The sequence below is a fragment of the Mycobacterium sp. AZCC_0083 genome, from assembly GCF_014202335.1.
In the GTDB taxonomy this organism is placed as follows: Bacteria; Actinomycetota; Actinomycetes; order Mycobacteriales; family Mycobacteriaceae; genus Mycobacterium.
The window spans coordinates 368,065-390,996 of the sequence record NZ_JACHGP010000006.1; the positions used below are offsets into that span (position 1 = coordinate 368,065).

Genomic DNA, 22,932 nt, shown 5'->3' on the forward strand with positions numbered 1-22,932 from the left:
ACGACGACGTGTTGTCGCATCAATGCCTGCCCGCCGTTGCAACAGGGGTCGGCCTATATCCCCAGCAGCCTGGTTATCCGCGCTATCCCTATGCGGCACTGCAATTCGCGGCTGACGGCTAGCCGCTACCCCCTCGGGGTGTGCCCCGCCAGAAGAGTGTCGGTTGGCAGCGGGCAGTCGCGCAATACTTGATGCTCGAGCCGTGACACGGAAACCCAGCACGGGCCGCGAGTGAGGACGGCATCTTTGCTTAAGTTCAACGAAGGGGGAAACACCATGAACCGCAACCTCATGCACGCCGGAACCGTACTGCTCACCGCAGTCGCGCTGGCCGCATGCAGCAACCCGCCCAACCAGGCGGGCACCACCGCGGCCCCGCCGGCAACCAGCACGACGAGTACCGGCGTCGACACCGGGGCGCTCAAGACGGGGAACTACCCCGTCACGCCGGCGCCAGCGCAACCCTGGAGCCTGCAAGCAGCCCTGGTGATGCAAGCAGAGCAGATGGCCGACTTCGTGGTGGGTCCCTGGGAGGTCGATCCAGATCTCACCGGAATTGGCCTGCAAGCCTTTACGATCACCGACGCCAAGAACCTGAGGGCAGTCCTGACGACGGAAGGAACGACGGCCGCCGAGCATCACTTCCTCAACGCCTTCGCCGACAGTCGAGTCGACCGCAACAATCCCGACGGTAAGGGTCTGGTGACGATGGTGATGCGCTTCCCGACGCCCGAGGACGCCGAAGCGGCCGCCGGCGACCTCAGCGCAGAACTGGGCTCCTACCTCAAGGCTGGCGCCCAGGAGACGGCGTTCATCCCGGGCCATCCCGAGACGCACGCCACCCAGTCACCTCAGCCGGGCGGGAAGTATCAGGTGACCGGCCTGACCGCACACGGTCCGTTCGTGCTCTACCAGGAAGCGCAGTCACCGGAGAATGCCGAGGCCGCCGCCACGCTGGTGGGAAAGACCCTGGATCTGCAGGCGCCGCGGATAGACGAGTATCACCCGAGTGATCCGGCGCAACCGCAGTCGCTGGATCCGACGGGTCTGGTAGCCAAGACGATTCCGAGCCCCAACACCCACAACGTCTCCGTGTTCGGGTTCTACGGACAACTGCACTTCTCCGACGATCCGCTCAAGACCGCACAGAGCCGCACTGCGGCCGGCATGGACTACCAGTCCAACGGCGGGACCGCGGTGATCCAGACCAAGGACCCTGCCGCGGCGACCACGCTGGCGTCGGTGATCTTCGATGCCAACAAGGGTGACGACAAGCCCGGACCCACGGTGGCTGGGTTACCGGCGGCGAAATGCCTGGAATCGGCGAAAGCCCACACCGCCACCCCCGATCCGACCGCCCCTCCGAACTACCGGTGCGTCACCCCGATGGGTCGGTGGGTGGTGCTCGCCGCCGCCCAGCAAGCTACTGACATCGCCCAACAGGTTTCGGCGCAGTACCTGCTGCTGCTCGGAAAGTAAGCGCGGGCCTAGCGGCGGTCGCCCACGGCTCACCGGAAGTGTTGACCGTCCTGAACGTCGATCACCCCCGACCAGCCTGCCCACCTAGCCATGTGACAATCGGGGGGTGCCGGATTGGACGTACCATCCGCTGAGCCCGGTCGTCGCAGCTGTTCTCGGTGAGCGCCGGACATGCGTTCTGGCATTGCGACTTCTGGCGGCTTGATCATGGGACGTCTGTGCAGTCAGGGTGACAGTCATGGAGAAGTACGCACCGCCGTCGAATGAGGTGTCGTAGCGGATGTCGGTGTTGGCGACGCCGGGCATCGTTCGAATCGCCTTGTCGATCGCGTCGGCTGCCCCGCGACGGTTGGGGAAGCCGCAGCCGGTGAGCGATAGCGCAACGACTGCCGTGGCGATGATCAGCGACAGCCATCCGCGTGCCGCGCGGCTGCGGGTCACGGCCGCAGCCGTCCGGTGGGTCGCATGTACGGTGCCGCGCCCTCATTCCCGTTGGGATCGCCGCCGTGCTCGGCCTGTGTCCGATATCCGATCTGGTATGCGAGCAGGTACAGCACAGGTGGAACACCGAAGAGCAGGACCGAGGCCGCGGTTGCGAGCAGAGCCGGAAGGCGTTGGCCGCGGGCCCGAGCGAAGCCTCCGGTCGCGTCGCGGTAGCCCACCAATCCCGCTGCCAGGGTGAGGAATCCGGCCCACAGGCTCAGTCTGATGTTGTGCCAGCCGCCAATTGTCACTGCGGCGCCGCCGGCGGAGATCATGAGCGTGGCCAGCCACCAGAAGGCGCCGGCCGACAAGTTGCCATACCGGTCGGCCGGCAGGTCCGGTGACGGGTCGTGGTCGTTTGCCCGGCTAGACGGGTCGGGACGCCGATTGTCGAGTGTCAGCGCAAGGATTCGGTCACCGAGTTTGAGGTATGGCGTCTTCATGAAGGCCCAGAACACCGCGTAGAACGTGATGGTGCCGGCCAGCATCAGAGCCCAGTCCAGGCCGCGGTGTGCGACCGAGATGACCACCAGCGATCCGCCGAGCAGCCAGCCCAGCCAGTACGCGCGACGCTGTCTGCTTCGACCGGAGAAGAAGTGCGAGCCCATCATCGCGGCGCAGAGCACCGCAACGCCGGCGAACAACAGCAGTCGAGACCCAACGGAAAAGGTCGACATCTCAGCGCGCTTGCAACTGCGGTGCCGGCGGGCCCCAAGGGGCGGCAGGACGAATTGCCATATGGGGGACGTAGCCGATCTGCCCGTGCGCCTGGGTTGCGCTGCGCTGCAGTGTTTTGCGCGCCGACACATTGACGAGCAATGCGATCCAGTTCAATAGCAGCAGCGACACTGGGCTCCACCATCCGACGAGCAGGCAGTGCAGCTGGGCCGACCGGATCGCCGCGTCGCATTGGCTGTATGTGCCGGTGACGGTGGAACTCTGGTTGATCCACAGCACCAGCGCGCCGGTGTGCTTCATCACGCGCACCTGGAAGATGGGTTCACGAACGGCGTGGCTGTGCCAAGCCGGTGGAACCTGAAGTTGCGGACCGTAGTTGGTGGGCTGATGCGGTGCATACATGGGTGATCTTCCTATCCTGAGTGGCTATGGGGTTCGGTGTGAAACGGTGCGCTAGTCGTTGGGCGGCTTAGTCGGTGTGCCGGCCGATTACCTGATTGCGGTAGCGCTGCCACTCGTGGCGGGCTTCGTCGGCCACGAATTGGCGCGGCAGGGCCAGGAACTCGCTCGACAGAGCAAGCAAGCCGACCTGCTGAGCGAATTCAATCGGCGCTACACGCAGGTGCTGGAGATGCAGCAAAAGCCGGAACATCAGCGTGACCCGACGCTCTATTACGACCGTCTTTGGAACCTACAGTTCGACCAATACCAATCGTGGTGTCAAGGACTTCTGCCGGAAGAGACCTTCGCCTACTGGATGGACAACCGTTACAGCGATTGGCTGGCCGATAGGGAAGTCACGCCCATCGCCGCCGTGGCCGGCGAGCCGATCAAGTACCGGGCCGGATTTCACGCTGTCGTCGCGGAATGGAACCACTCTCCCTTTCACGAATTCATCGATGATCTCCACGAACTCGGCACCGCTGCGGCCTTTGAGGCGGACAGGAAGCGGCGGGGCCGGGCCTGAACGGGCTCTGCTCGAGGCGTATTCGGCAGGCGCTTGTCATCCAAATCCTTGACGGCCTGCACGCCCCCGAACAGACCACGCCCGCAGCGTGGACGTCACGGGACCAGCCGAAAACAATTAGCACCCAAGCTGATTGGCGCTGCATGACCCATAACGGGTTAAACTCTTACGCGTGCCGGTTGGCCCAGCCGTCGTCGTTGTGGGCAAGCAGGTGCAGTGCGCTGTCCCATGCGCGGTCGCGGGATCGGTCCAGCCCCCTGCGGATCAGGAAGACCGCCAGTGCGCCGCAGGCGACGATCGCGATCCACACCGTCCCCGAAGCGATGGCCGCACTCAGCTCGGCGTCATCCGCCGTCATCGGTGCGGCGACCACCTTGCCGGTGGTGTCCAGCCAGACCGTCAGTGACTCGCCCGCTTTGGCCGTCGAAGTGCTGGTGATCTGTTCGGTCCGCATCCGCGTTCCCTCGTGCCACTGCGCCGTGACTGAAGTGGGACCGCCGGAAGCAGAGCTTTCGACATCCGACGGCATGCGTCCGCCGCCGTCAACCACCAGAGCTTGTACGGGGTGGCGATCGTGTGCCTGCAAATCGGCAGTGTGTGCAGACGATGCGTAGACCAGGTCTCCTGCCTGCGCCGCGGCGGGGATCGCAATGAGTGCGATGAGGAGCGCGGCCAGGACTGCGAGCGCTTCGAGTCGATCGGTGGTGCGAATCAGCGGGTTGAATCCGAGAGCTTGCACGTGCCAGCGCAGGCGTCCAGCAAACGATGTGACGCCCGTTACAGTCGACCTAGCCGGGATTTCTCCATTTCTCGCAAACACCTTTCCCATGGTGACACCAGAGCCGCCGAGTTGCCAGTTTTGGCCGGTCAGAGCGATGGATCTCACATCGCGGAATATGCGCGCTACGTGGTCAGGTCGAGGGCAGCGCGGACGATCGAGTCGGTGTCGATGCCGTGGTAGCGGTAGACGTCGTCGAGCCCACCCGCTTGGCCGAACTGCGAGACCCCAAGAGCGGTGCTCGGGACACGGTTGATCGTCGAGAGGAATGCCAGGGTGTGCGGGTGCCCGTCCAGCACCGTCACCATCGGTGCCGCGCGCTCGGGTGGCAGCACTTGCTCGAGGATCCAGCTCGGCGCGTTCGTCAGACCACCGCGGGCCTGTACCGCATCGAATAGCTGACCGGGACTCGTGACGCACACCACGTCGGCTGCAGTGCCGTTCTCTGCCAGCCGGTCTGCCGCCTGCAGCGTTTCGGTGATCATGGCGCCCATTCCGACCAGTGTCACTGCTGGGCGTCCGGGGCTGCGGCGCAGTGTGTAGGCGCCTGCGATCACCTGGCGCCTGCGGCGCTCACGGGCCGCAGGATCGGTCGGCACGGCGGCCAGGGTCTGATCGACGGGACGGGTCGACAGTCGCAGGTACGACGAGCTGCCGTCGGGGCGGCCCAACCGAGCGATGCCGTCGAACAGGGTCCATTCCACTTCGATGGCGAATGCCGGCTCGTAGCTGATACAGCCCGGCTGCTCCAGCCCGATCGACGGAGTCTTGATGGATTGATGCGCCCCACCTTCGGTGGCAAGGGTCACACCGGCGGGTGTGCCGACCAGGATCGACTGGCCGCCTGCGTAGATCCCGTAGGACCATGGCTCGAGGGCGCGTTCGACGAACGGGTCGTAGAGCACGCCGATGGGGAAGAGTGGCTGGCCCCACCGGCTCCACGTTGCGCCGAGTTCCCCCATCAGTCCCACCAGGTTGACCTCGGCGATGCCGAGCTCCATGTGCTGGCCGGTGGGCCTCTCCCGCCAGTGCATGATCGTCTCGGCGTCGTCGGCGAACCAGTTTTGACGCTCGTTGGGCGACCACACCCCCACCTTGTTCAACCAGCCGGCGAGGTTGGTCGACGAGCTGACGTCGGGACTGACCGTCACGACGCGTTTGGCGGCCTCGGGCGCTTCGCGGGTCAGGTCGAGCAGTGCGCGGCCAAGAGCGGCCTGGGTCGTTGCGGTACCGGATGGAGTGCGCCCCATGTCGGTCGGCACCAATGGTGGTGGGGTGTAGGCGTACTCGTCTCGCTGCAGCCGATCGGCCGCCTGTGCGCACAGCTTCCCGGCCGCGGTGTCGGGGTCGAGTCGGCGCCACGGATGAGCGGCGTCCATGTCGAGTGCGGTGGCCAACTGGTCGAACTGCTCCACGGTCAGCAGCGAGGAGTGGTTCTGCGGGTGTCCTTCGATCGGCAGGCCGTAACCCTTGATCGTGTAGGCGATGATCACGGTGGGCCGTGCGTCGTCGATCTGGCGGTAGGCACCGCGTAGCGCCTCCAGGTCGTGGCCACCGAGATTGCGGATTGCGTCGTGGAGCGTACCGTCGTCGAGCTCGCCGATCAGAGCGGCGATGGCGCTCGCCGTCGCGCCGGTGCCCGGGAGCCGGTCCCTCAATTCTGCTGCGCTGCACCGCAGCAGACGTTGGTACTCGGGGTTGGGCATCTCCACGATGCGCGCTCGGAGCGCGTCACCGCCGGGGCGCGTGAACAGCTGCTCCAGCAGCTTGCCGAAGATGACCGTGATGACTTGCCAACCGGCTGCGGTGAACATCTTCTCGAGGCGCCCGGCGGCGATGTTGGGGACGACCCGGTCCAGCGACTGTCGGTTGAGGTCGACGATCCAGACGATCTCTCCGAGTTCGCTGACCGAGGAGTCCAGGACCGCCTCCCAGATTGCGCCTTCGTCCAACTCCGCGTCGCCGACCAACGAGTACTGCCGGCCCCGACCAGTATCCGTGATCGTGGCATTGACGTAGCGGCGGGCGAACGCACCCCAAATGGGTGCTGTGGCGCCGATTCCCACCGATCCGGTGGAGTAGTCAACGGGGTCGGGGTCCTTGGCCCTGCTGGGATAGGACTGTAGTCCGCCGAGTTCGCGCAGGGTGGTCATGTACTTCTCGTCGAGCTGGCCCAACAGGTAGTTGATGGCATGCAGCACCGGGGACGCATGAGGTTTGACCGACACCCGGTCGCCTGACTCGAGCTGTTCGAACCACAGTGACGTCATGATCGACACGATCGACGTGCTCGAGGCCTGGTGGCCGCCGACCTTCAAGCCTGACGGGTTGGGCCGGATTCGGTTGGCGTGATGAATGATCGCCGTCGACAACCACAACACCCGCCGTTCGATCTCCCGGAGCGGATCGATTGCGGCGGCGGAAGCTGGCTGCGGGTCGAGAATGGCGGCGTTCACGGTCACTTCCTGCATGAGGGCACGACTGCCTACTTGGCAGATGTTCCACTAGTCGAGCATTCTGCGACGATACTGGCAATCACGTCCGCACAATTTGAACAATCTGCACACCGATTCCGCATTTGATGAACCCGAGGTGACCACATTGGCAAGCAAGAACACCGCCGACGCGATTGACGCTAGATTGCTGCGGGCACTTACCGTCGACCCACGCGCAGCGACCATCGCGCTCGCCGAGCGCACCGGCGTCTCACGTAACACCGTGCAAGCACGATTGTCGCGGTGGGAACAGACCGGCGCGCTCACGTCATTCGAACGCACCATCAGCCCAGACTTTCTGGGCTACCCTCTGCGCGCCTTCATGTTGACCAATGTCAAGCAACGGCGGCTCGGCGAAGTATCCGTCGCACTGGCGGATGTGCCCGAAGTCGTTGAGGTCTACGGCCTTAGCGGTGTTGCCGATCTACTCATCCAGGTTGTCGCACGCGACGCCGACGACCTGTATCGAGTCGCGGGACAGATTCTCGGCATCCGGGGGGTAAAGCGCACCAATACCGCGCTGGTGATGCGCGAGCTGGTGGACTTCCGTCTCGCACCACTGGTGGATCGGCTACTCGATGGCACGACACCGGAATGAACCGATCCCCTCGTCATTCCTCGGGTTGGTCTCTGCCCTCGGCGTAGTCGACGAGTGCGGCACTGATCCGCTTGTTGAGTTCGGGATCACGAAAGGCGTTGACGAACATGGCGTTCCACCACAATCCGTCGGCTGCAAGCCGGGCGATCTGCGCGCGCGCCGGGTAACGGTCCACCCCCGGCGCCGGCCACATCCACGCCTCGAACGCTTCAGCGATCGGTCCCCGCATCTCCGGTTCGGTACTGGCAGCCAGAATGACCGACCACCGGCGTAGCACCCGGTCGGCGTCCGCGGCCGTTAGGTGATGACAGGTAGATGCGATGTAGGCGCGGGTGTACGAGCCGGGTTCGCCGTCGTCCCAATGGGCGTAGTTGGTGTTCGTATCGTCGACCAGCCGCTCCACCAGTCCGCGAACCAGCTCGCTCTTGTTCGAGAAGTGATACAACAGCCCGCCCTTGGACACCCCGGCCTCATCGGCGACCGCCTGCAGGGTCAATGCCTGTGGGCCGCCTCGGGACAACACCTGTTCGGCGGCGTCCAGCAGCTCGTCGCGTCGTTCCCCTCTTGGCACTGAGCACTCTCATCGTCTGCCTCCTGGGAGGCCTGGATATGCGATGTGTCGCGGTCCAGATTAACTCGCGGTGGACACTGTCTGCCGTTCCGCTGAGAATCCGCGGACCGGACCGGCCAACCGCGCGATCAGTGGGCTGACCGCCGCGCCAACGGCCAGGGCAAGCGCCACCGCGTACGACCCGATTGGGCCCCATGCGTCGTTGAGAACACCCGACACCGCGGTGCCGGCCGCGCCACCGGCCAGCGCACCGGTGTTGAGCCAGCCGAAGGCCTCGGCGGCAGCACTTTCGGCGACTCCGCGGGAGACCGCGTGGTAGAGAACTGCCATCGCAGGTGCGAAGCCGAATCCAGCGACGAACAACGCCACGAACTGCAGCGGTCCGGTGACGACTGCGGTCCCTGCCGTCCCCACCACGACCACCGCCAGTGTCGCCGCCAGCCCCCCAAGACCGAGTTGGCGCTGACCAATCAGCAGGCCGCCGATCAGCGATCCAAGGCTCGACACCGAAATCGCCACACCGGCCATCGAGTGACCCAGCTGATCGACCACGCCGACCTCCAAGGCCATGAACGACGCAACCAGAGCAAGATTGGCGACGAAGGCCAGAAGCACCTCTTGGCGGGCCAGTACCCGGCCGAATGACGAACTGCTACGGGCGATCAGGGGCTGTCGCGGTTGCAGACTGAGCACGAACGCGATGGACCCGGTGAGCGTGATACCCGCCGCGGCCAGCAGCGGGGCAGCGGTGGACACCAGTGAGGTCAACACGGTCACCACCACCGGGCCGGTCACCCAAATCAGTTCTTGCGCAGTGGTATCGAACGCGAACAACGCGCGCACCGTATCGGCGGGAACCATCCGTGGGTATAGAGCGCGCACAACCGGCATCATCGGTGGGATCGACGCCCCCACGACGACACCCAGGGCACACAGTAAGACCAGGTGCGCGGGCGCCAGTGCCAATGCCAGGAAACCGATGCTGTTGATCGTCGCGGCTATCAGCACGACGGGCGTGACACCGAATCTCCCGGTGAGCCGGGCGCTGATGGGCATCGCGATCGCCTCGGCAATGCTGACGCACGCCACGACGAGACCGGCCTGCCCGTACGACCCGGTCGTCTCCGAGACGTGCATGAGGATCGCCAGCGACAGCATTCCGAGCGGCAGTCGCGCGAACAGCTGCGACGCCGTCACTCGGAACACGCCGGGTGTCCGGAGCAACCGCAAGTAGCTGCCCACGGGACCTCCTTGGATGGCGAAGAGCAGGTGTGTTCCAGCCCGCACTACGCCGTGTCGAGCATGGATGACCTGCAGAACTGTACCGTCCGGACGGTACAGTAATCAAAGGACTTTTTGGAAAGCGGTGGAACCACGCTCGGCATCTCAGGAGACGCCTCTGGACGGCCGGCCTATGCGCCACATTTCGTGTCGAGATTGCGTGCAGGGTCGTCCCGACGGCCGGATCGCAGCCCTAGGCGCAATACCAAACCGGGCGAGGCTTCGCCTAGGACGGCATGCCGTCGATTGGCTGCCGGCTGCATGGCAGGATGACGGTGAAGGTGGTTCCGGTTCCGTGGCCTTCGCTGTGCGCCTCGATGTGGCCGCCGTGGGCGTCGACGAGTGCCTTGGCGATCGACAACCCGATGCCAGCCCCGCCGTGCTGGCGATCGCGGGCGGCGTCGGCCCGATAGAAGCGATCGAACAACCGAGGAAGATGTTCGCGCGCCACCCCGGCGCCGGTGTCCGAGATCGCGATCAACAGTTCGTCGTCGTCGACGGCGGCCGTCACGTCGACGCGACCACCAGGGCCGGTGTGGCGCAACGCATTGTCGAGCAGATTGCCGAGCACCTGCCCGAGCCGCTCGTAGTCGGCCCACAAGGTGGGTAGACCATCGTCGATGTGAGACGTCAAGTCCACGCCCTTCGAGCTGTAACGAGGAGCGAACGCCGCCACCGCCGTGTCGATCAAGGCATTGGGTGATATCCACTGAGAGTCAATGGAAGTCGTGCGACGTTCCGCGGCAGATAGTGCATTGACGTCGACGCTGAACCGGGTCAGCCGGCGGGTCTGGTCGCGCAGCGTGCCGATGGTGTCCTGGTCGAGCTGGCGCACTCCATCTTCCAACGCCTCCATGTAGGCGTCCAGCACCGCAACCGGGGTCCTGATCTCGTGGGCCAGATCGGCGAGCATCTGGCGCCGTGTCTCGTCGACCACGCCGAGCTCTTGGGCCATCTTGTTGAAGGCCGCGGCGACCGCGTCGAATTCCTTGCCAAGACGTGGTGGTGGAACCCGGATGTCGTAGTGGCCTCCTGCAACCGCGGAGGCCGCTTCCGACAAGGCGGTCGCCGACCGGTGCACGCGACGACTGAGGTACCAACTCAGCGTCAATGCGGTGAGTGCGGACACTGCCAGCGCGATACCCACGGACATCGCGGTCGCATCTCGGAAGGCGCGCTCGTAGGGATGATTGCCGTTGGCGCCAGGCTGCACCGCCTGGTCCATGAGCCGACGAAACATCGGTGGACCGACGATGGCGGCAACGGCGATCGTCGTGGCGATGCCTGCGATGACCACCGCCAAATTGGCGACCACCAGCCGCATCCGGATGCCAGCGCCCCGCGTCGGACGTCGCGCAATGGTCGTCATCCCGAACCCATCCGATATCCGACGCCGCGCACGGTGGTGACGTATTTCGGCAGCGCTGGGTCATCGCCAAGCTTGCGCCGCAGATGCCCGACATGGACGTCGACGATGTTGTCGCTGCCCACCCACGTGTCGCCCCATACCGATTCGAGCAGCTGCCGTCTGCTGAGCACCGCACCCGGACGCGACGACAAGGCGGCGAGCACGTCGAATTCCGTGCGGGTCAACATGATCGGTGTGCCGCCGAGGTCTACCTCCCGGCTGTCGACGTTGATCCGGAGAGCGCCGAACCCGCGGGGCGGGCTCAGCACGTGGCCTGGGTCCGAGCTATGCGCGGCCGTCCGGCGCGGCCGTCGGAGCACCGTGCGGACCCTGGCCACGAGCTCGCGGGGGCTGAACGGTTTCGTGACGTAGTCGTCGGCGCCGACGGAGAGCCCGACGATGGTGTCCACCTCGGTGTCGCGGGCGGTCAACATGATCACGTATGCGTCGGAGAACACTCGGAGTTGTCGACACACCTCGATGCCGTCGACGCCGGGTAGTCCGATGTCGAGGATGACGATGTCGGGATCGACTTCGCGTGCCAGGGTGAGGGCACTGTGGCCGTCGTGGGCGAGGTGGACTTCGAACGACTCGCGCTTGAGGTAGCTCGCGATCACGTCGGCCAACGGGGCTTCGTCATCGACCACCAACGCCCGCAAGTCGGGTGCGGCATCGTCCATGGATCCATAGTGCCCCGGATCGGAGCAATGTCTCTGCTGGGGCCGCGATTCTTTATCGAAACTTCAATGAAGGAACAGCAGAAGTACGTTCCCCGCGGTCAGGCTCTTGGTGTCCAAGCAAAGAGATTTGTAACACGTCACCAAGGAGTACCGAGATGAAGAAGATCAGCTTCACCGTCGCGGCCGCAACGGCGTTCAGCGCCCTGGCGGTGGGATTGGCCGGCACCGCAGCGGCGGCTCCCACGGGCGGCGGCAACGCCGCCGACGCCGTCAAGGAGCTCCAAGCCCAGGGCTACAGCGTGCAGATCAACGGCAGCGTGACGGATGCGCTGTCCGCCTGCGGAACCACCGCGGTCCACGGCGTTCCCGCCACGGGCGCGCACTCGTTCACGACCGTCTACGTCGACGTGTCTTGCCCCGATGACCACTAGTGCCACCACGCTGCAGGACAGGGTTGCCCCGTTGCTGATGCGGGTGGGCCAGAACGTCGCCCGCTACGGCCTGGTCGTCGTCCTGGCCTGGATTGGGTTCGGCAAGTACGTGAAGATGGAATCGCGTGTGTTGATCGAGCACAGCCCATTGATGAGCTGGATCTACGACTATCTCAGCGTCACTGCGGTTGCCCGCGGGTTGGGCACGATGGAAATCGTTGCGGCGGTTCTCATTGCGTTGCGTTCGGTGTGGCCGCGCGTCTCGGCAGTAGGCAGCGCGCTAGCCGTCGTGCTGTTCATCGGAACGTTGAGCTTCTTGTTCACCACGGCCGGGGTCGTGGCCACACACGCCGCGGGTCTGCCCGTGCTGTCGGCCCAGCCTGGACAGTTCCTTCTCAAGGACCTGGTGCTCATCGGCGTGGCGATCTGGACGCTGGGCGAAGCACTGCGCGGCGACGTGCCCGCGCGCCGCCACCGGATAGCCAACGCCAATTAGGCAAGCAGAAGATCACCTACGGCCGCGAGACCCGCGGTAGCTGCCCGTGGTCCCGAAGACGTGACTCGGGGGTGGGCGGCTACGAAATCCGCTGCGGAACAGTCGTTACGGTGCCGGATTGCCGCTACGAGCGCTCCACCGCACCAGCATTGCTGCGGGCCTCGATGGCCTTGACAGTGCCGGCGAACGCCTTGGCCAGGGAGCGCTTTCCGACCGATCGGAGGAAGGATGCGATGACCCGTCCGCGGAGGTTCTTGCCCTCGCGAACCAGCACGGCGTCGATCTCGGTCGTGCCGTCGGGTTGCGGTGTCAGGGTGTACGTGTGACCCGATGCGCCACCGAAGAGATTGGAGTCGACGGTGGTGAGCTTGATGTGGCGCGGATCCGACCAGTCGTAGTGCAGCCGTTCCCAGATGCCACCCGAGCCCTCCGTGACGTCGGCCCGATTGGCACCCAAGCTGTGAACGACGAGGTAGCCATCGGCGCTGTTCTTGAACAGCTTCGACCGGCCGGGTCCGAAGTCGGTGAGCCCCGCGACGAAGTCCTCAGGCGTCGCGGTAGTGGTCTGATGGAAGCGAATGGTGGCCACTGGAGGGTCCTTTCAATAGATGTGTCAGAAACAGCGCACACCGGCCGTGCCCGATTCCGGCGAAGGCATTGGCAGCCGGGCCCGCTTGGGACTGGTATCCGCAGGAACACCCTTGGCATCGGATCGAGGGAGTGAACGTCAACGTTCGCGCGTTCACCACGACATAGTCAAAACCGATACTCGGTTGACACCAAGGGGATTCATATGGCCGACTTACTCGACGAAGTTCTGCTCGCGCACGGCGGGCTCGACCACTGGCGGCAGTTCAGCCGAGCACAGGCGACCATCGTCACCGGAGGTCAGCTGTGGGCCATCAAGGGTCAGCCCCAGGACCCGCTCCCGCGAAGGATGAGCGTCGCCTTGGACCACGAATGGGCCTCGGTACGGCCGTTCGGTGCTCACGATCAGAAGAGTGACTTCACTCCGCAGCGCGTTGCCATCGAAAAGCTGGACGGCAGAGTGGTTTCCGAACGGCATGACCCGCGGGAATCGTTCGACGGGCATGAGTTCGCCACACCGTGGAACCCGCTGCAGCGTGCCTACTTCAACGGCTACGCGATGTGGACGTACCTCACGACGCCGTTCCTGTTGGCGCTGGAGGGCGTCTCGGTGCGCGAGATCGCGCCGGTCGAAGACGATGGGCAGACCTGGGTTGGCCTACAGGCCACGTTCCCCGCCGACGTCGCGACGCACTCCACGGTTCAGGAGTTCTACTTCGGCGACGATCGCTTGCTGCGCCGCCACGACTACCGCGTCGAGGTGGCGGGCGCGTTTCCCGCCGTCCAGTACACCTACGACATCGTGGAGGCCGACGGCATCAAACTGCCCTCGAAGCGACGGGCCTACCGCGCGGACGACCACGGCAACGGCATCGAAGATCAGCTCATGGTGGCGATCGACTTCAGCGACATCAGCTTCGAATAGCAGTAGGTCACCGGCAAAAGTGCACTACGTGCATAGACCGCGGGCGGTCGCACTAATTTTCTGACTGCGAACGGTCACCGCCTTCGGGCTGGAGCAAGCGAACCCAGAGCATCTTGCGTAGATTGCGTATCGATTTGGCGTTGATGCTGCTGTTATCTTAATATAATTGCGGGAAACATCTGGGTTGCGTTACAATCTGACTTGCTCGGTGTTGAAGTATGAGGTGCCATTGATTCGCTCCAGGCGGGCTGGTTGCTTTCGTGGCGGCGATCCAATCAACGTCACCGCCGCTTCGCCACAGCCCGGTCGCGGTCATCGGCGGTGGCCGACTGGTGGCCGTTCGCACCGGCCACCCCATCTGTGTGGGAGAGGAATCCGCGAATGAGGGAAGTCATTGTGGGGCTACCGGATCCGCCCGTCCTCGTGTCGGAATTCCATCCGGCTGTGATGCTGCTGTTCTTCGGTGCGACCGCTGTAGCTGCTCTCGGCCTGGCCTGCTACTGGGCTTTCACTCGCCGCGACGCGCTACCCATCGTCACGTGCCTCAGCGCCGCGGTTTGTGCACTGAATGAACCCATTTTCGACATTCTGGGCAAGATCACCTACGCCGAGAACAATCCAATCGCGTTCACCGCGTTCGGCAGGGCGATCCCGTGGTTCCTCGTCGTGGGCTACATCGCGTGGGTTGGCCTGTTCCCCTATGTCATCGCGGGATGGATGGCGGCGGGATGGTCCAAGCGCCGGCTGTATCTGGTATCAGTGCTCGGGGTGCTGTCAGTCGTCGGCACCGAAGTCGTCAATCGATTCGTGCACGCCTGGAAGTACTACGGTGAGCCGCCCCTGCAGTTCTTCGGTGGAGTGGCCGCAATGGCGTCGGTACCGCTGGTGGCAGGCTTCCTGCTGTACGCACTGGCCTTGCCCGCCAAAGGTTTTCGCCGGCTCATCGCCGGGCTGTTCATCCCTCTCCTGTCGCTGCCAATGATGTTCGCATCGACCGGCTTGCCGCTTTACATCGCGCTATACGGCAATTTCCCGCCCGCGTTCAATTATGTTGCCGTCGTGGCTCTTTTGGCGCTGATCTGGGCGTCCGTCGTCGGTACGGTGCACCTCACCGAACTGTGGCGTAACGGCGGAGGGCTCGTCTTTCAGCCCGTGAAAACCGGTCAATCGATCAAGCCAAACCCCGTGATGGAGGACGTGTCGTGAGTGGACGTGTCGCAACGCTGGCCGACGCAGGGCTCCCGGCTCCGCCGCCGCTGGTCTCGGATGTCAGCCCGTGGCTGCTGCTGGGCGTCTTCGGTGCCATCGTGGTCGCGGCGATCGCGTGGGCGATATCACTGGCCGTGAAGGAGCGGGACTTTCTGCCAATCGCGTGTTGCGCGGGTGCGTTGGTGGCGTCCTTCAACGAGCCGATATACGACATCCTCGGCAAGATCGTTTACGCGGAGAACAACCCGATGGCGTTCAACGCGTTCGGTAGGGCGATCCCGTGGTTCCTGGTCATCGGTTATCTTCCGTGGGTCGGCCTGGCGCCCTACGTCGTCTACAAGAAAATGGAAGCCGGCATCAGCCGGCGGACATTGCACATCGCGGCGGGGCTGCTCTTCGTTTCGGTGGTCGTCATCGAGACGTTCGGGAACCTGCTTCACCTCTGGCTCTACTACGGGGAGGCGCCGATGAAGTTCCTCGTGGTTGCACCTCAACAGGTGGCTCTTCCGCTGCTCGGCGGGTTCCTGCTGTATGCGCTCGCCGGTCAGGCGAGCGGGTGGCGCCGTCCCGCGATCGGGTTCGTCGTCGCGGCCGTCGCGTTGCCCATCGTCTATGCCGGAGCGTCGTGGCCGGTCTATGTAGCGCTGTACTCCGATCTTCCCGCCGGGCTCGACTGGCTCTTGTCGGTGGTGATGTTGGGGCTGTGTGTCGCGATGGGCGTGGCGGCGACGTTCCTTGCCGAGAAGTGGCGGGCGGGACTAGGTAGTCGACAGAGCACTCCGCAAACGGATCCGGCGCTCGTCTGATGTCAGCTGGGATATCGGGCGCCCGTATCTAGGCTCGTCGTTGGGGTGACGTTGACGGCTGGCCGTCGGCGCGATGCTGACACTCCGATCTGTTTCACGGCGCAGCGTCGTTGCTGCTGAACTGGTCGACGGGGTGGCAACCGTGCCACGATCGAGCAATGACGTCCGCCGGTACCCGTGTGGCATTGCAAGGGCTCATCGCGGCAACGACTGGTGCTTCGCCAGGCGAAGGCGAGAACCGTACTGACGGGACGATCCTCAAAGCCGCTGCTGAAGTCATCAGTGTCGCCGGTGAACGCAACCTGACCATCGACCAAGTCGCCGAACGCGCCGGTTTCACGCGCATGACGGTCTTTCGCAGATTCGGCAGCCGCGATCAGCTCCTGCGGGCGACGTATGCCCGTGAACTTCGCCTGGTCCTCGAAGAGGTAACGACTGCCGCGGAATCGGTATCAGCTGCCGTCGACCGCGCCGAGATCATTGTGGTGCAACTGATCAGCAGCGCGGAGGCAAATCCAATCTGCATTCGGCTGGTGCAAGTCGAGCCCGCGGCGATACTCGAACTGTGGAGCGGCAGAACAGATTTCGATGGGCAGGCGGTCGGCGCTGCGTTGATCGCGTATCTGCTACACGACAGTCGTCTCGCTGATCCGTTGCCGCAGAAGGAAGCCGAGCTCGTCGGCAGCCTGCTGATGAGACTGGTGGTCTCGTTGGTGTTGGTGCCGGATCCAGCCCTGCGGAAGTCCCGGGCCGTGAGACGCGCGTTCCTTCGCAAGGTCGTCGAACGAATCCTTGGCGCTGAGCAGCGGTCAGTCGTGCGCGGCTGCGATCAGCGACGAAGTTTATGACCGAGGTCGCGCAGCACCGCGGTGGCGGCATGCTTACCCGGCAGGCCCGAAATGCCGCCGCTCGGGTGGAATCCCGCGCCGGTGCAGTAGAGCCCCGTCAACGGCGTTCGGTATCCCGCGGCTCCGAGAGCCGGACGCAGCGGCCCCATCCGGGTCGCCAGGTGATCGACGTGATAGAGGCAACCGTTGACGGTCGTGGTGCGATCGGTGAGGTCGTCCGGGGTTTCCACGAACCGCCCGATTTCGAGTTCGTGCACTGCGGGCAGCACGCTGGCGACCTGGTCGACCAATAATTTGGCCGCCTCGTCGCGACGCTGGGCCCACCCTCCTGCCGCTGCGACCGGCACGGGACCGTACAGCTGCGCCGTGTCTTGGCCTGATGGAGCTTGTGACGGGTCCATCGCGGTGAAGATGGTGCACCACCAAGGCGTATGGGTGGGGAGCTCACCTCGTGAGGACTGCACGCAGCTCGTCATGACACCGTCGAAGGAGCCGGTGAACAGCGCGGGCTGACGAAGGTCGACATCGGTGCGTGACGGCTGATGCGCGGGCAGTTCCAGCCGGCCGGAGAGTGCAAGGTTGACGGTCAGAGTTGCGACACCTCCGGCGTTTGCGGGGGCGGCTCGCAGACGCTCGATATGTGCTGACGGGATCCCGTCACCGACGAGATCCGGCACTCGCTGCGGCGGAATCGCCGTGACGACCGCACTTCGTGCGGTGACGGCGGTGCCGTCGCTCAGGGTGACGCCGGTGGCACGCTTGGCATCGTGGTGGATTTCTGATGCCGCGATTCCGGTGCGCACGACCCCGCGGTGCGAGGTCAGGCATTTCTCCAGTGCCAGAACGAGTCCGCCCATGCCGCCGATGGGTCGTGCGGCGCCCGCTCCGTGCAGCGTCGATGTCCCCAGTAGCGCGAGCGCGCTACCTTCCGCGGTCGGGGCGCCGAGAATGGTGGCGATGGAGGCGAAAGCGCCGCGCATCTGATCCGACTCAAACGTTGACACGATCGCGTCGGCGGCTGTGCCGGTGAGTAGTCCCGCGAGGGTCGAGCGGAGCTTGCGGTCACCCACTAGCGTCCGGAGGCCAACCGCTACAGTTCCCAGAGTAGGGCGCCCCGGGAGCCCTGAGGCGTAACGGCCCTGGAGTTCAACGGCTTTCATCGCGACCGCGACCAGTTCCCGGTAGGCAGTTGCGTCCCGCGTGCTGAAGCGGGCGATGTCGTTCGCGGTCTCGTCGACGCTTGCCTGGAAGAGCAAGGATTCGCCGTTGTCGCCGAGCCAGGCCCATCCCACGCTGTCGACCTCACGGTAGCCGTAGCGGCGCAGTTCCAGATCCTCTACCACGCCACCGGAGCGCAGATAGACGTTCTCGTAGGCACCAGGATTGACCATGTGATTGGGAGCGCCGTCGATCAACGGTGCGCTCAGTGCCATTCCCCCGAGTTGGTGGTGTCGTTCGACCAGCAGAACCGATTGCCCGGCGCGGGCAAGATAGCAGGCTGCGACCAGGCCATTGTGGCCGCCGCCGATGACCACCACATCGAAGATTTCGGCGGTGCTCATGGGCGGGACGCCGCGGCCTTCTCGCGTGGGGCCACCTTCGCAGTGGTATTGCATGTCGGGGGGCGCTCGGCCCGGGGGTGCGACGGTGTGTTCGGCATCCTGCGGGCCACTCGTTCTGCTGACGGACCGGAATGGTCACCGTTGCCGACCATATCACCAACGTTACTGAACACAGCTCATTAGTAACACGTTCACCGTGTTCCATCAAGACGGGATCCCTCAGTCGCAGGCCAGCATTCGCCGACCGCAACGCACCTTACGGTCAGTATTGACTGAATAATGAAACTGGGTTAGCTTCAACTCGTCGCCGGGCGCCGCGGACCAGTGCCGCACCGTGGCGCGAGGTGTCCAGGCGAACCCGCACGCGCAGGCTTCCGACGTCCCACATCCACCGAGGAGAGGCGAATTGTGTCTGAGCAGGCATACATCTACGAAGCGATTCGGACGCCCCGCGGCAAGGGCAAGGCCACTGGGACGCTGCACGGGGTCAAGCCGGTGGACCTGGTCGTGGGTCTCATCGACGAGCTCAAGGTCCGCTTTCCCGATCTGGACCCCGGCTACGTCGACGACGTCGTGCTGGGCGTCGTCGCTCCCGTGGGCGATCAGGGCGCCGTGATCGCGCGCAGCGCTGCCCTGCAGGCGGGCCTGCCGCAATCGGTCGCCGGTGTTCAGGTGAACCGCTTCTGCGCCTCGGGCCTGGAGGCGACGAATCTCGCGGTCCAGAAGGTGCGGTCGGGTTTCGAGAATCTGGTCATCGGCGGCGGCGTCGAGTCGATGTCGCGGGTACCGATGGGCTCTGACGGCGGCGCCATGTTCAATGACCCCGCCTTCGTCTACGACCATTACATCGCTCCGCAGGGCATCGGGGCTGACCTGATCGCGACCATCGAGGGCTTCTCTCGCAGCGACGTCGACGCCTATGCCGTGCGGTCTCAGGAGCGTGCCGACGCCGCGTGGTCGGGTGGTTACTTCGCCAAATCAGTTGTCCCGGTGAAGGACATGAACGACGTCACGATCCTCGACCACGACGAACACCGCCGCCCGGGAACGACGCTGGAATCCCTGGCGGCCCTGAAGCCGTCCTTCGCCGGCCTGGGACAGCTGGGCTTCGACGCCGTCGCGATGCAGAAGTACACCTCGGTGGAAAGAATCAACCACGTTCACCACGGCGGCAACTCCTCGGGCATAGTCGACGGCGCCGCTGTCGTGCTGATCGGAAACGAGAAGGCGGGCGAGCAATTCGGGATGGAGCCTCGAGCGCGGGTCGTCGCCACCGCGGTAACGGGCTCCGATCCCACCATCATGCTGACCGGCCCGCAGCCCGCTGCCGAGAAAGCTCTGGCGGTGGCCGGCCTGTCCATCGAGGACATCGACCTGATCGAGCTCAACGAGGCGTTCGCATCGGTGGTGTTGAAGTTCCAGCAGGACATGAAGATTCCCGACGAGAAACTCAACGTGAACGGGGGAGCCATCGCGATGGGCCACCCGCTCGGGGCGACCGGCGCGATGCTCGTCGGCACCATGGTCGACGAACTCGAACGCCGCGGCGAGCACCGCGCATTGATCACCCTCTGCGTCGGCGGCGGCATGGGAGTCGCCACCATCATCGAGCGGGTCTGACAGGAACAGGGAGCGACGAAACCATGGCTACATCCGTGTCCAAGACAATCCGGTGGGACCAGGACAGCGACGGAATCGTCGTGCTGACGTTGGATGATCCCGCACAATCGGCCAACACCATGAACACCGACTACGTCGAGTCGATGGCCGTGACCGTCGACCGACTGGAGGCCGAGAAGGACTCCATCACCGGTGTGGTGATCACCTCTGCGAAGAAGACCTTCTTCGCCGGCGGCGATCTCAACGAGCTCATCACGTTCACACCCGCGCATGCACCCGCGGTCACCGAGCACGTCAACCGGATCAAGACCCAGCTGCGCCGGCTGGAAACCCTTGGGAGGCCGGTGGTTGCGGCGATCAACGGCGCGGCACTCGGCGGCGGCCTCGAGATCGCACTCGCGACTCACCACCGGATAGTCGTCGACGTCAAGGGTGCGGTCCTCGGACTACCCGAAGTGACACTGGGCCTACTGCCTGGCGGTGGGGGAGTGGTGCGCACCGTTCGCCTGCTGGGCATTCAGACCGCACTGACCGAGGTGCTGCTACGAGGTCAACGCTTCGGCCCGGAGAAGGCCCGCCAACTGGGACTGATCGACGAGGTCGTCTCCTCGACCGATGATCTGCTCGGCGCGGCCAAGGCCTGGATCGTCGCCAACCCGGCTGCCACCCAGCCGTGGGACGTCCGGGGATACACCATTCCCGGTGGTGCGCCGGCCAGCCAGGAGTTCGCCGCGACACTACCCGCGCTACCCGCGATCCTGCGTAAACAGCTCAACGGTGCGCCCGCACCGGCGCCGCGCGCGATTCTGGCGGCCGCCGTGGAGGGCGCCCAGGTCGACATCGACACAGCGTCCCTGATCGAGACGCGCTACTTCGTGCACCTGGTCACGGGGCAGGTGTCGAAGAACATGATCAAGGCCAATTTCTTCGATCTGCAGACCATCAACTCCGGTGGCAGCCGCCCGCAAGGATTCGACACGTTCACCGCCACCAAAGTCGGGGTGATCGGAGCGGGAATGATGGGCGCAGGGATCGCCTATGTGTCGGCCAAAGCCGGTATCTCCGTGTTGCTCAAGGACATCAGTCTCGAGGCGGCACGCGCCGGTAAGGCCTATGCCCAGCGACTCGAAGCCAAGGCCCTGGCGAAGGGGGCGACGACCGCCGAGCGGTCCCAGGCGTTGTTGGACCTGATCACGCCCACCGACAGTGCAGGTGATTTCGCCGGCGTTGACTTCGTCGTCGAGGCGGTGTTCGAGAACGTCGAGCTCAAACACTCGGTGTTCAAGGAGATTCAGGACATCGTCAACTCCGACGCCGTACTGGGATCGAATACGTCGTCGCTGCCGATCACTGCACTGGCCGAGGGTGTGGACCGGCCAGCCGACTTCATCGGCATTCACTTCTTCTCACCGGTAGACAAGATGCCGCTCGTGGAAATCATTGCGGGCGAGCACACCTCGGCACAGACCCTCGCCAAGGTCGTGGACTACACACTGCAGATCCGCAAGACCCCGATCGTGGTGAACGACAGCCGCGGGTTCTTCACCAGCCGAGTCATCATCACCTTCCTCGGCGAGGCCTTGGCCGCGCTCGGCGAGGGTGTGGACCCCGCCGTCATCGAGCAGGCGGGCGCTCAAGCGGGCTACCCGGCACCTCCGCTGCAGTTGTTGGACGAGTTGACGTTGACGCTGCCCCGCAAGGTTCGCGCCGAGGCCAGGGCCGCGGCCGAGAGCAGCGGTGGCACTTGGGTCGAGCATGGGACCGATACCGTCTTGGCGGCAATGATTGACAAGTACGACCGCAAGGGCCGCTCGACGGGCGCGGGTTTCTACGATTACGACGAGTCAGGCAAGCGCACTGCGCTCTGGCCAGGCCTGCGGGACGCATTCAGCACCGGCACGACAGACATCTCCTTCCGCGACGTCCAGGAACGAATGCTGTTCGCAGAGGCGATCGAAACGGTCCGATGCTTCGACGAGGGCGTGCTGAACTCTGTCGCCGATGCCAACATCGGGTCGTTGTTCGGCATCGGCTATCCGGCCTGGACCGGTGGAGTACTGCAATACATCAACGGCTATCCCGGTGGGGTCAGTGGTTTCGTCGAACGCGCCCGCCAACTCGCCGAAAAGTACGGAGCTCAGTTCACTCCGCCGGACTCGCTGCTGGCCAAGGCCGCGGCCGGCGGTACCTACGACTAGAGGACAAGTCGGCGAGTCGCGATCGCTTTCGACTGTGCAAGCATGCACCAGAAGAAAGGAGCGTGATGGCGGAGCGCACCGAGGGCACCCAGAAGCAGACGCAGCAGGAGCGTAGTCAGATCTCACGTCGCCGGGTCCTCGATGCGGCGGTCGAGATTCTGAGCGCAGAGGGGTATTCGGCGACCAGTACCCTGCGCATCCAGGAGGCAGCCGGCGTGTCGAGAGGTCGCCTGCTGCACCAATTTCCGTCACGAGACCTACTGCTCGTCGCGGCAGTGCAGCATCTAGCGGCGTCGCGGATCGACGATCTCCGGCATCGTGACGACTGGTCCGACGATCCGCTCACGCGGATCGACCAGGCAGTGGACACCATGTGGAGCACATACCACCAGCCCTACTTCTGGGCAGCGACGGAGTTGTGGTTGGCGGCGAGGTCCAACGGCGAGCTGCGACAGGCTCTCCTTCCCGAGGAGAGACGTCTCGGCCGGCTTCTTCGGGAATCCACCGACGCGTTCTTCGGAGCTGAGCTGTCCCGACAACCGAGCTACCGTCCGGTGCGGGAAGTCCTCATCGCGGCGATGCGTGGCATCGCACTGACCTACGCCATCGAACCTCGCGATCCGCACTCCGATCCGCACCTCGCCGAGTGGAAAGAGCTCGCCTTGGCAATGCTGGCCTCCGCGTAGCGTAGAGAGCGTCTGTAGTCTCCAAGACTCCGCAGCGGATCACAACGCGCTGGCCTGTGGATGCGTCGGGCGCAGAGGCATGCCCACCGTCCGCAACGGAGTCGCCGCTCGAGTTACGACTAGCACACTGCGGCAACATCTCTCA

Annotated in this window: 23 protein-coding genes; 12 read left to right on the forward strand and 11 right to left on the reverse strand. The window is 64.7% G+C overall.

Annotation, left to right across the window (positions count from 1 at the left end; genetic code table 11):
• The first annotated feature begins 276 nt into the window (after window positions 1-276).
• Window positions 277-1,479, forward strand: a complete 1,203-nt coding sequence (locus tag HNP02_RS17300) for a hypothetical protein (protein ID WP_184440561.1) — start codon at window positions 277-279, stop codon at window positions 1,477-1,479.
• A gap of 84 nt (window positions 1,480-1,563) precedes the next feature.
• Here HNP02_RS17300 and HNP02_RS17305 read toward each other — a convergent pair whose 3' ends face one another.
• Genes HNP02_RS17305 through HNP02_RS17315 form a run of 3 tightly spaced genes read right to left on the reverse strand, consistent with a single transcriptional unit; the run spans window position 1,564 to window position 3,042 of the window.
• Window positions 1,564-1,920, reverse strand: coding sequence for a hypothetical protein (locus HNP02_RS17305; protein WP_184440857.1), 357 nt, complete (start codon window positions 1,918-1,920; stop codon window positions 1,564-1,566).
• Entirely contained in the window at window positions 1,917-2,639 is a 723-nt protein-coding gene (locus HNP02_RS17310) for a hypothetical protein (protein ID WP_184440563.1), read from the reverse strand. Before HNP02_RS17310 ends, HNP02_RS17305 begins: the two co-directional genes overlap by 4 nt.
• 1 nt (window position 2,640) lies before the next feature.
• Window positions 2,641-3,042: a hypothetical protein gene (locus HNP02_RS17315; protein ID WP_184440565.1), complete on the reverse strand. Its 402-nt coding sequence runs from the start codon at window positions 3,040-3,042 to the stop codon at window positions 2,641-2,643.
• 58 nt (window positions 3,043-3,100) lie between these two features.
• Between HNP02_RS17315 and HNP02_RS17320 the strand changes: the two genes are divergently transcribed.
• A complete protein-coding gene (locus HNP02_RS17320; RefSeq protein ID WP_184440567.1) occupies window positions 3,101-3,607 on the forward strand; it encodes a hypothetical protein in 507 nt (168 codons plus the stop codon).
• Window positions 3,608-3,773: 166 nt separating this feature from the next.
• On the opposite strand, the gene HNP02_RS17325 is transcribed toward HNP02_RS17320, so the two are convergent.
• Window positions 3,774-4,346, reverse strand: a complete 573-nt coding sequence (locus tag HNP02_RS17325) for a hypothetical protein (RefSeq protein ID WP_184440569.1) — start codon at window positions 4,344-4,346, stop codon at window positions 3,774-3,776.
• 164 nt (window positions 4,347-4,510) lie between these two features.
• A complete protein-coding gene (locus HNP02_RS17330; protein WP_184440570.1) occupies window positions 4,511-6,856 on the reverse strand; it encodes a pyruvate dehydrogenase in 2,346 nt (781 codons plus the stop codon).
• 130 nt (window positions 6,857-6,986) lie between these two features.
• On the opposite strand from HNP02_RS17330, the gene HNP02_RS17335 reads away from it, so the two are divergent.
• Window positions 6,987-7,478 carry an Lrp/AsnC family transcriptional regulator gene (locus tag HNP02_RS17335; protein ID WP_184440830.1) on the forward strand — a complete coding sequence of 164 codons (492 nt, stop codon included), beginning with the start codon at window positions 6,987-6,989 and terminating at the stop codon, window positions 7,476-7,478.
• Window positions 7,479-7,491: 13 nt separating this feature from the next.
• On the opposite strand, the gene HNP02_RS17340 is transcribed toward HNP02_RS17335, so the two are convergent.
• From HNP02_RS17340 to HNP02_RS17355, 4 genes are all read right to left on the reverse strand, one after another.
• Entirely contained in the window at window positions 7,492-8,049 is a 558-nt protein-coding gene (locus HNP02_RS17340; RefSeq protein WP_184440572.1) for a TetR/AcrR family transcriptional regulator, read from the reverse strand.
• 60 nt (window positions 8,050-8,109) lie between these two features.
• Complete coding sequence (locus HNP02_RS17345) at window positions 8,110-9,291, reverse strand: MFS transporter (RefSeq protein WP_184440574.1); 1,182 nt, start codon at window positions 9,289-9,291, stop codon at window positions 8,110-8,112.
• Between the two features lie 265 nt (window positions 9,292-9,556).
• Entirely contained in the window at window positions 9,557-10,699 is a 1,143-nt protein-coding gene (locus HNP02_RS17350) for a cell wall metabolism sensor histidine kinase WalK (RefSeq protein WP_255506600.1), read from the reverse strand.
• Complete coding sequence (locus tag HNP02_RS17355; RefSeq protein WP_184440576.1) at window positions 10,696-11,418, reverse strand: response regulator transcription factor; 723 nt, start codon at window positions 11,416-11,418, stop codon at window positions 10,696-10,698. Before HNP02_RS17355 ends, HNP02_RS17350 begins: the two co-directional genes overlap by 4 nt.
• Before the next feature lie 155 nt (window positions 11,419-11,573).
• On the opposite strand from HNP02_RS17355, the gene HNP02_RS17360 reads away from it, so the two are divergent.
• The gene (locus HNP02_RS17360) at window positions 11,574-11,849 is read left to right on the forward strand and encodes a hypothetical protein (protein WP_184440578.1); all 276 of its coding nucleotides are present in this window, start codon (window positions 11,574-11,576) and stop codon (window positions 11,847-11,849) included.
• Window positions 11,839-12,345, forward strand: a complete 507-nt coding sequence (locus HNP02_RS17365) for a DUF417 family protein (protein ID WP_184440580.1) — start codon at window positions 11,839-11,841, stop codon at window positions 12,343-12,345. Before HNP02_RS17360 ends, HNP02_RS17365 begins: the two co-directional genes overlap by 11 nt.
• 124 nt (window positions 12,346-12,469) lie before the next feature.
• On the opposite strand, the gene HNP02_RS17370 is transcribed toward HNP02_RS17365, so the two are convergent.
• A complete protein-coding gene (locus HNP02_RS17370; RefSeq protein WP_184440582.1) occupies window positions 12,470-12,934 on the reverse strand; it encodes a hypothetical protein in 465 nt (154 codons plus the stop codon).
• A gap of 204 nt (window positions 12,935-13,138) precedes the next feature.
• On the opposite strand from HNP02_RS17370, the gene HNP02_RS17375 reads away from it, so the two are divergent.
• The 4 genes from HNP02_RS17375 (at window position 13,139) to HNP02_RS17390 (ending at window position 16,721) form a co-directional block, all read left to right on the forward strand.
• Window positions 13,139-13,858 (forward strand): hypothetical protein, encoded by a 720-nt coding sequence (locus HNP02_RS17375; protein WP_184440584.1) that lies wholly within the window; start codon window positions 13,139-13,141, stop codon window positions 13,856-13,858.
• 444 nt (window positions 13,859-14,302) lie between these two features.
• A complete protein-coding gene (locus HNP02_RS17380; RefSeq protein ID WP_184440586.1) occupies window positions 14,303-15,064 on the forward strand; it encodes a hypothetical protein in 762 nt (253 codons plus the stop codon).
• Window positions 15,061-15,873, forward strand: a complete 813-nt coding sequence (locus tag HNP02_RS17385) for a hypothetical protein (protein WP_184440588.1) — start codon at window positions 15,061-15,063, stop codon at window positions 15,871-15,873. Before HNP02_RS17380 ends, HNP02_RS17385 begins: the two co-directional genes overlap by 4 nt.
• Before the next feature lie 158 nt (window positions 15,874-16,031).
• Window positions 16,032-16,721: a TetR/AcrR family transcriptional regulator gene (locus tag HNP02_RS17390; protein WP_184440590.1), complete on the forward strand. Its 690-nt coding sequence runs from the start codon at window positions 16,032-16,034 to the stop codon at window positions 16,719-16,721.
• Here the strand turns inward: HNP02_RS17390 and HNP02_RS17395 are convergent.
• Window positions 16,703-18,283 carry an NAD(P)/FAD-dependent oxidoreductase gene (locus HNP02_RS17395; RefSeq protein WP_184440592.1) on the reverse strand — a complete coding sequence of 527 codons (1,581 nt, stop codon included), beginning with the start codon at window positions 18,281-18,283 and terminating at the stop codon, window positions 16,703-16,705. The genes HNP02_RS17390 and HNP02_RS17395 overlap by 19 nt on opposite strands.
• Window positions 18,284-18,691: 408 nt before the next feature.
• On the opposite strand from HNP02_RS17395, the gene HNP02_RS17400 reads away from it, so the two are divergent.
• From HNP02_RS17400 to HNP02_RS17410, 3 genes are all read left to right on the forward strand, one after another.
• Entirely contained in the window at window positions 18,692-19,903 is a 1,212-nt protein-coding gene (locus tag HNP02_RS17400) for an acetyl-CoA C-acetyltransferase (protein ID WP_184440594.1), read from the forward strand.
• A 23-nt stretch (window positions 19,904-19,926) separates the two neighbouring features.
• Window positions 19,927-22,101, forward strand: coding sequence for a 3-hydroxyacyl-CoA dehydrogenase NAD-binding domain-containing protein (locus HNP02_RS17405; protein ID WP_184440596.1), 2,175 nt, complete (start codon window positions 19,927-19,929; stop codon window positions 22,099-22,101).
• A 65-nt stretch (window positions 22,102-22,166) separates the two neighbouring features.
• Complete coding sequence (locus HNP02_RS17410; RefSeq protein ID WP_184440598.1) at window positions 22,167-22,787, forward strand: TetR/AcrR family transcriptional regulator; 621 nt, start codon at window positions 22,167-22,169, stop codon at window positions 22,785-22,787.
• Window positions 22,788-22,932 lie beyond the last annotated feature (145 nt).

Bases quoted from the DNA above. Each gene is read 5' to 3' on its own strand.
- HNP02_RS17375 (WP_184440584.1), top strand. From the start codon at position 13,139: ATGGCCGACTTACTCGACGAAGTTCTGCTCGCGCACGGCGGGCTCGAC.
- HNP02_RS17395 (WP_184440592.1), bottom strand. From the start codon at position 18,283: ATGAGCACCGCCGAAATCTTCGATGTGGTGGTCATCGGCGGCGGCCAC.
- HNP02_RS17315 (WP_184440565.1), bottom strand. From the start codon at position 3,042: ATGTATGCACCGCATCAGCCCACCAACTACGGTCCGCAACTTCAGGTT.
- HNP02_RS17410 (WP_184440598.1), top strand. From the start codon at position 22,167: ATGGCGGAGCGCACCGAGGGCACCCAGAAGCAGACGCAGCAGGAGCGT.
- HNP02_RS17310 (WP_184440563.1), bottom strand. From the start codon at position 2,639: ATGTCGACCTTTTCCGTTGGGTCTCGACTGCTGTTGTTCGCCGGCGTT.
- HNP02_RS17355 (WP_184440576.1), bottom strand. From the start codon at position 11,418: ATGGACGATGCCGCACCCGACTTGCGGGCGTTGGTGGTCGATGACGAA.
- HNP02_RS17390 (WP_184440590.1), top strand. From the start codon at position 16,032: ATGACGTCCGCCGGTACCCGTGTGGCATTGCAAGGGCTCATCGCGGCA.
- HNP02_RS17300 (WP_184440561.1), top strand. From the start codon at position 277: ATGAACCGCAACCTCATGCACGCCGGAACCGTACTGCTCACCGCAGTC.
- HNP02_RS17365 (WP_184440580.1), top strand. From the start codon at position 11,839: ATGACCACTAGTGCCACCACGCTGCAGGACAGGGTTGCCCCGTTGCTG.
- HNP02_RS17405 (WP_184440596.1), top strand. From the start codon at position 19,927: ATGGCTACATCCGTGTCCAAGACAATCCGGTGGGACCAGGACAGCGAC.
- HNP02_RS17360 (WP_184440578.1), top strand. From the start codon at position 11,574: ATGAAGAAGATCAGCTTCACCGTCGCGGCCGCAACGGCGTTCAGCGCC.
- HNP02_RS17350 (WP_255506600.1), bottom strand. From the start codon at position 10,699: ATGACGACCATTGCGCGACGTCCGACGCGGGGCGCTGGCATCCGGATG.
- HNP02_RS17330 (WP_184440570.1), bottom strand. From the start codon at position 6,856: ATGCAGGAAGTGACCGTGAACGCCGCCATTCTCGACCCGCAGCCAGCT.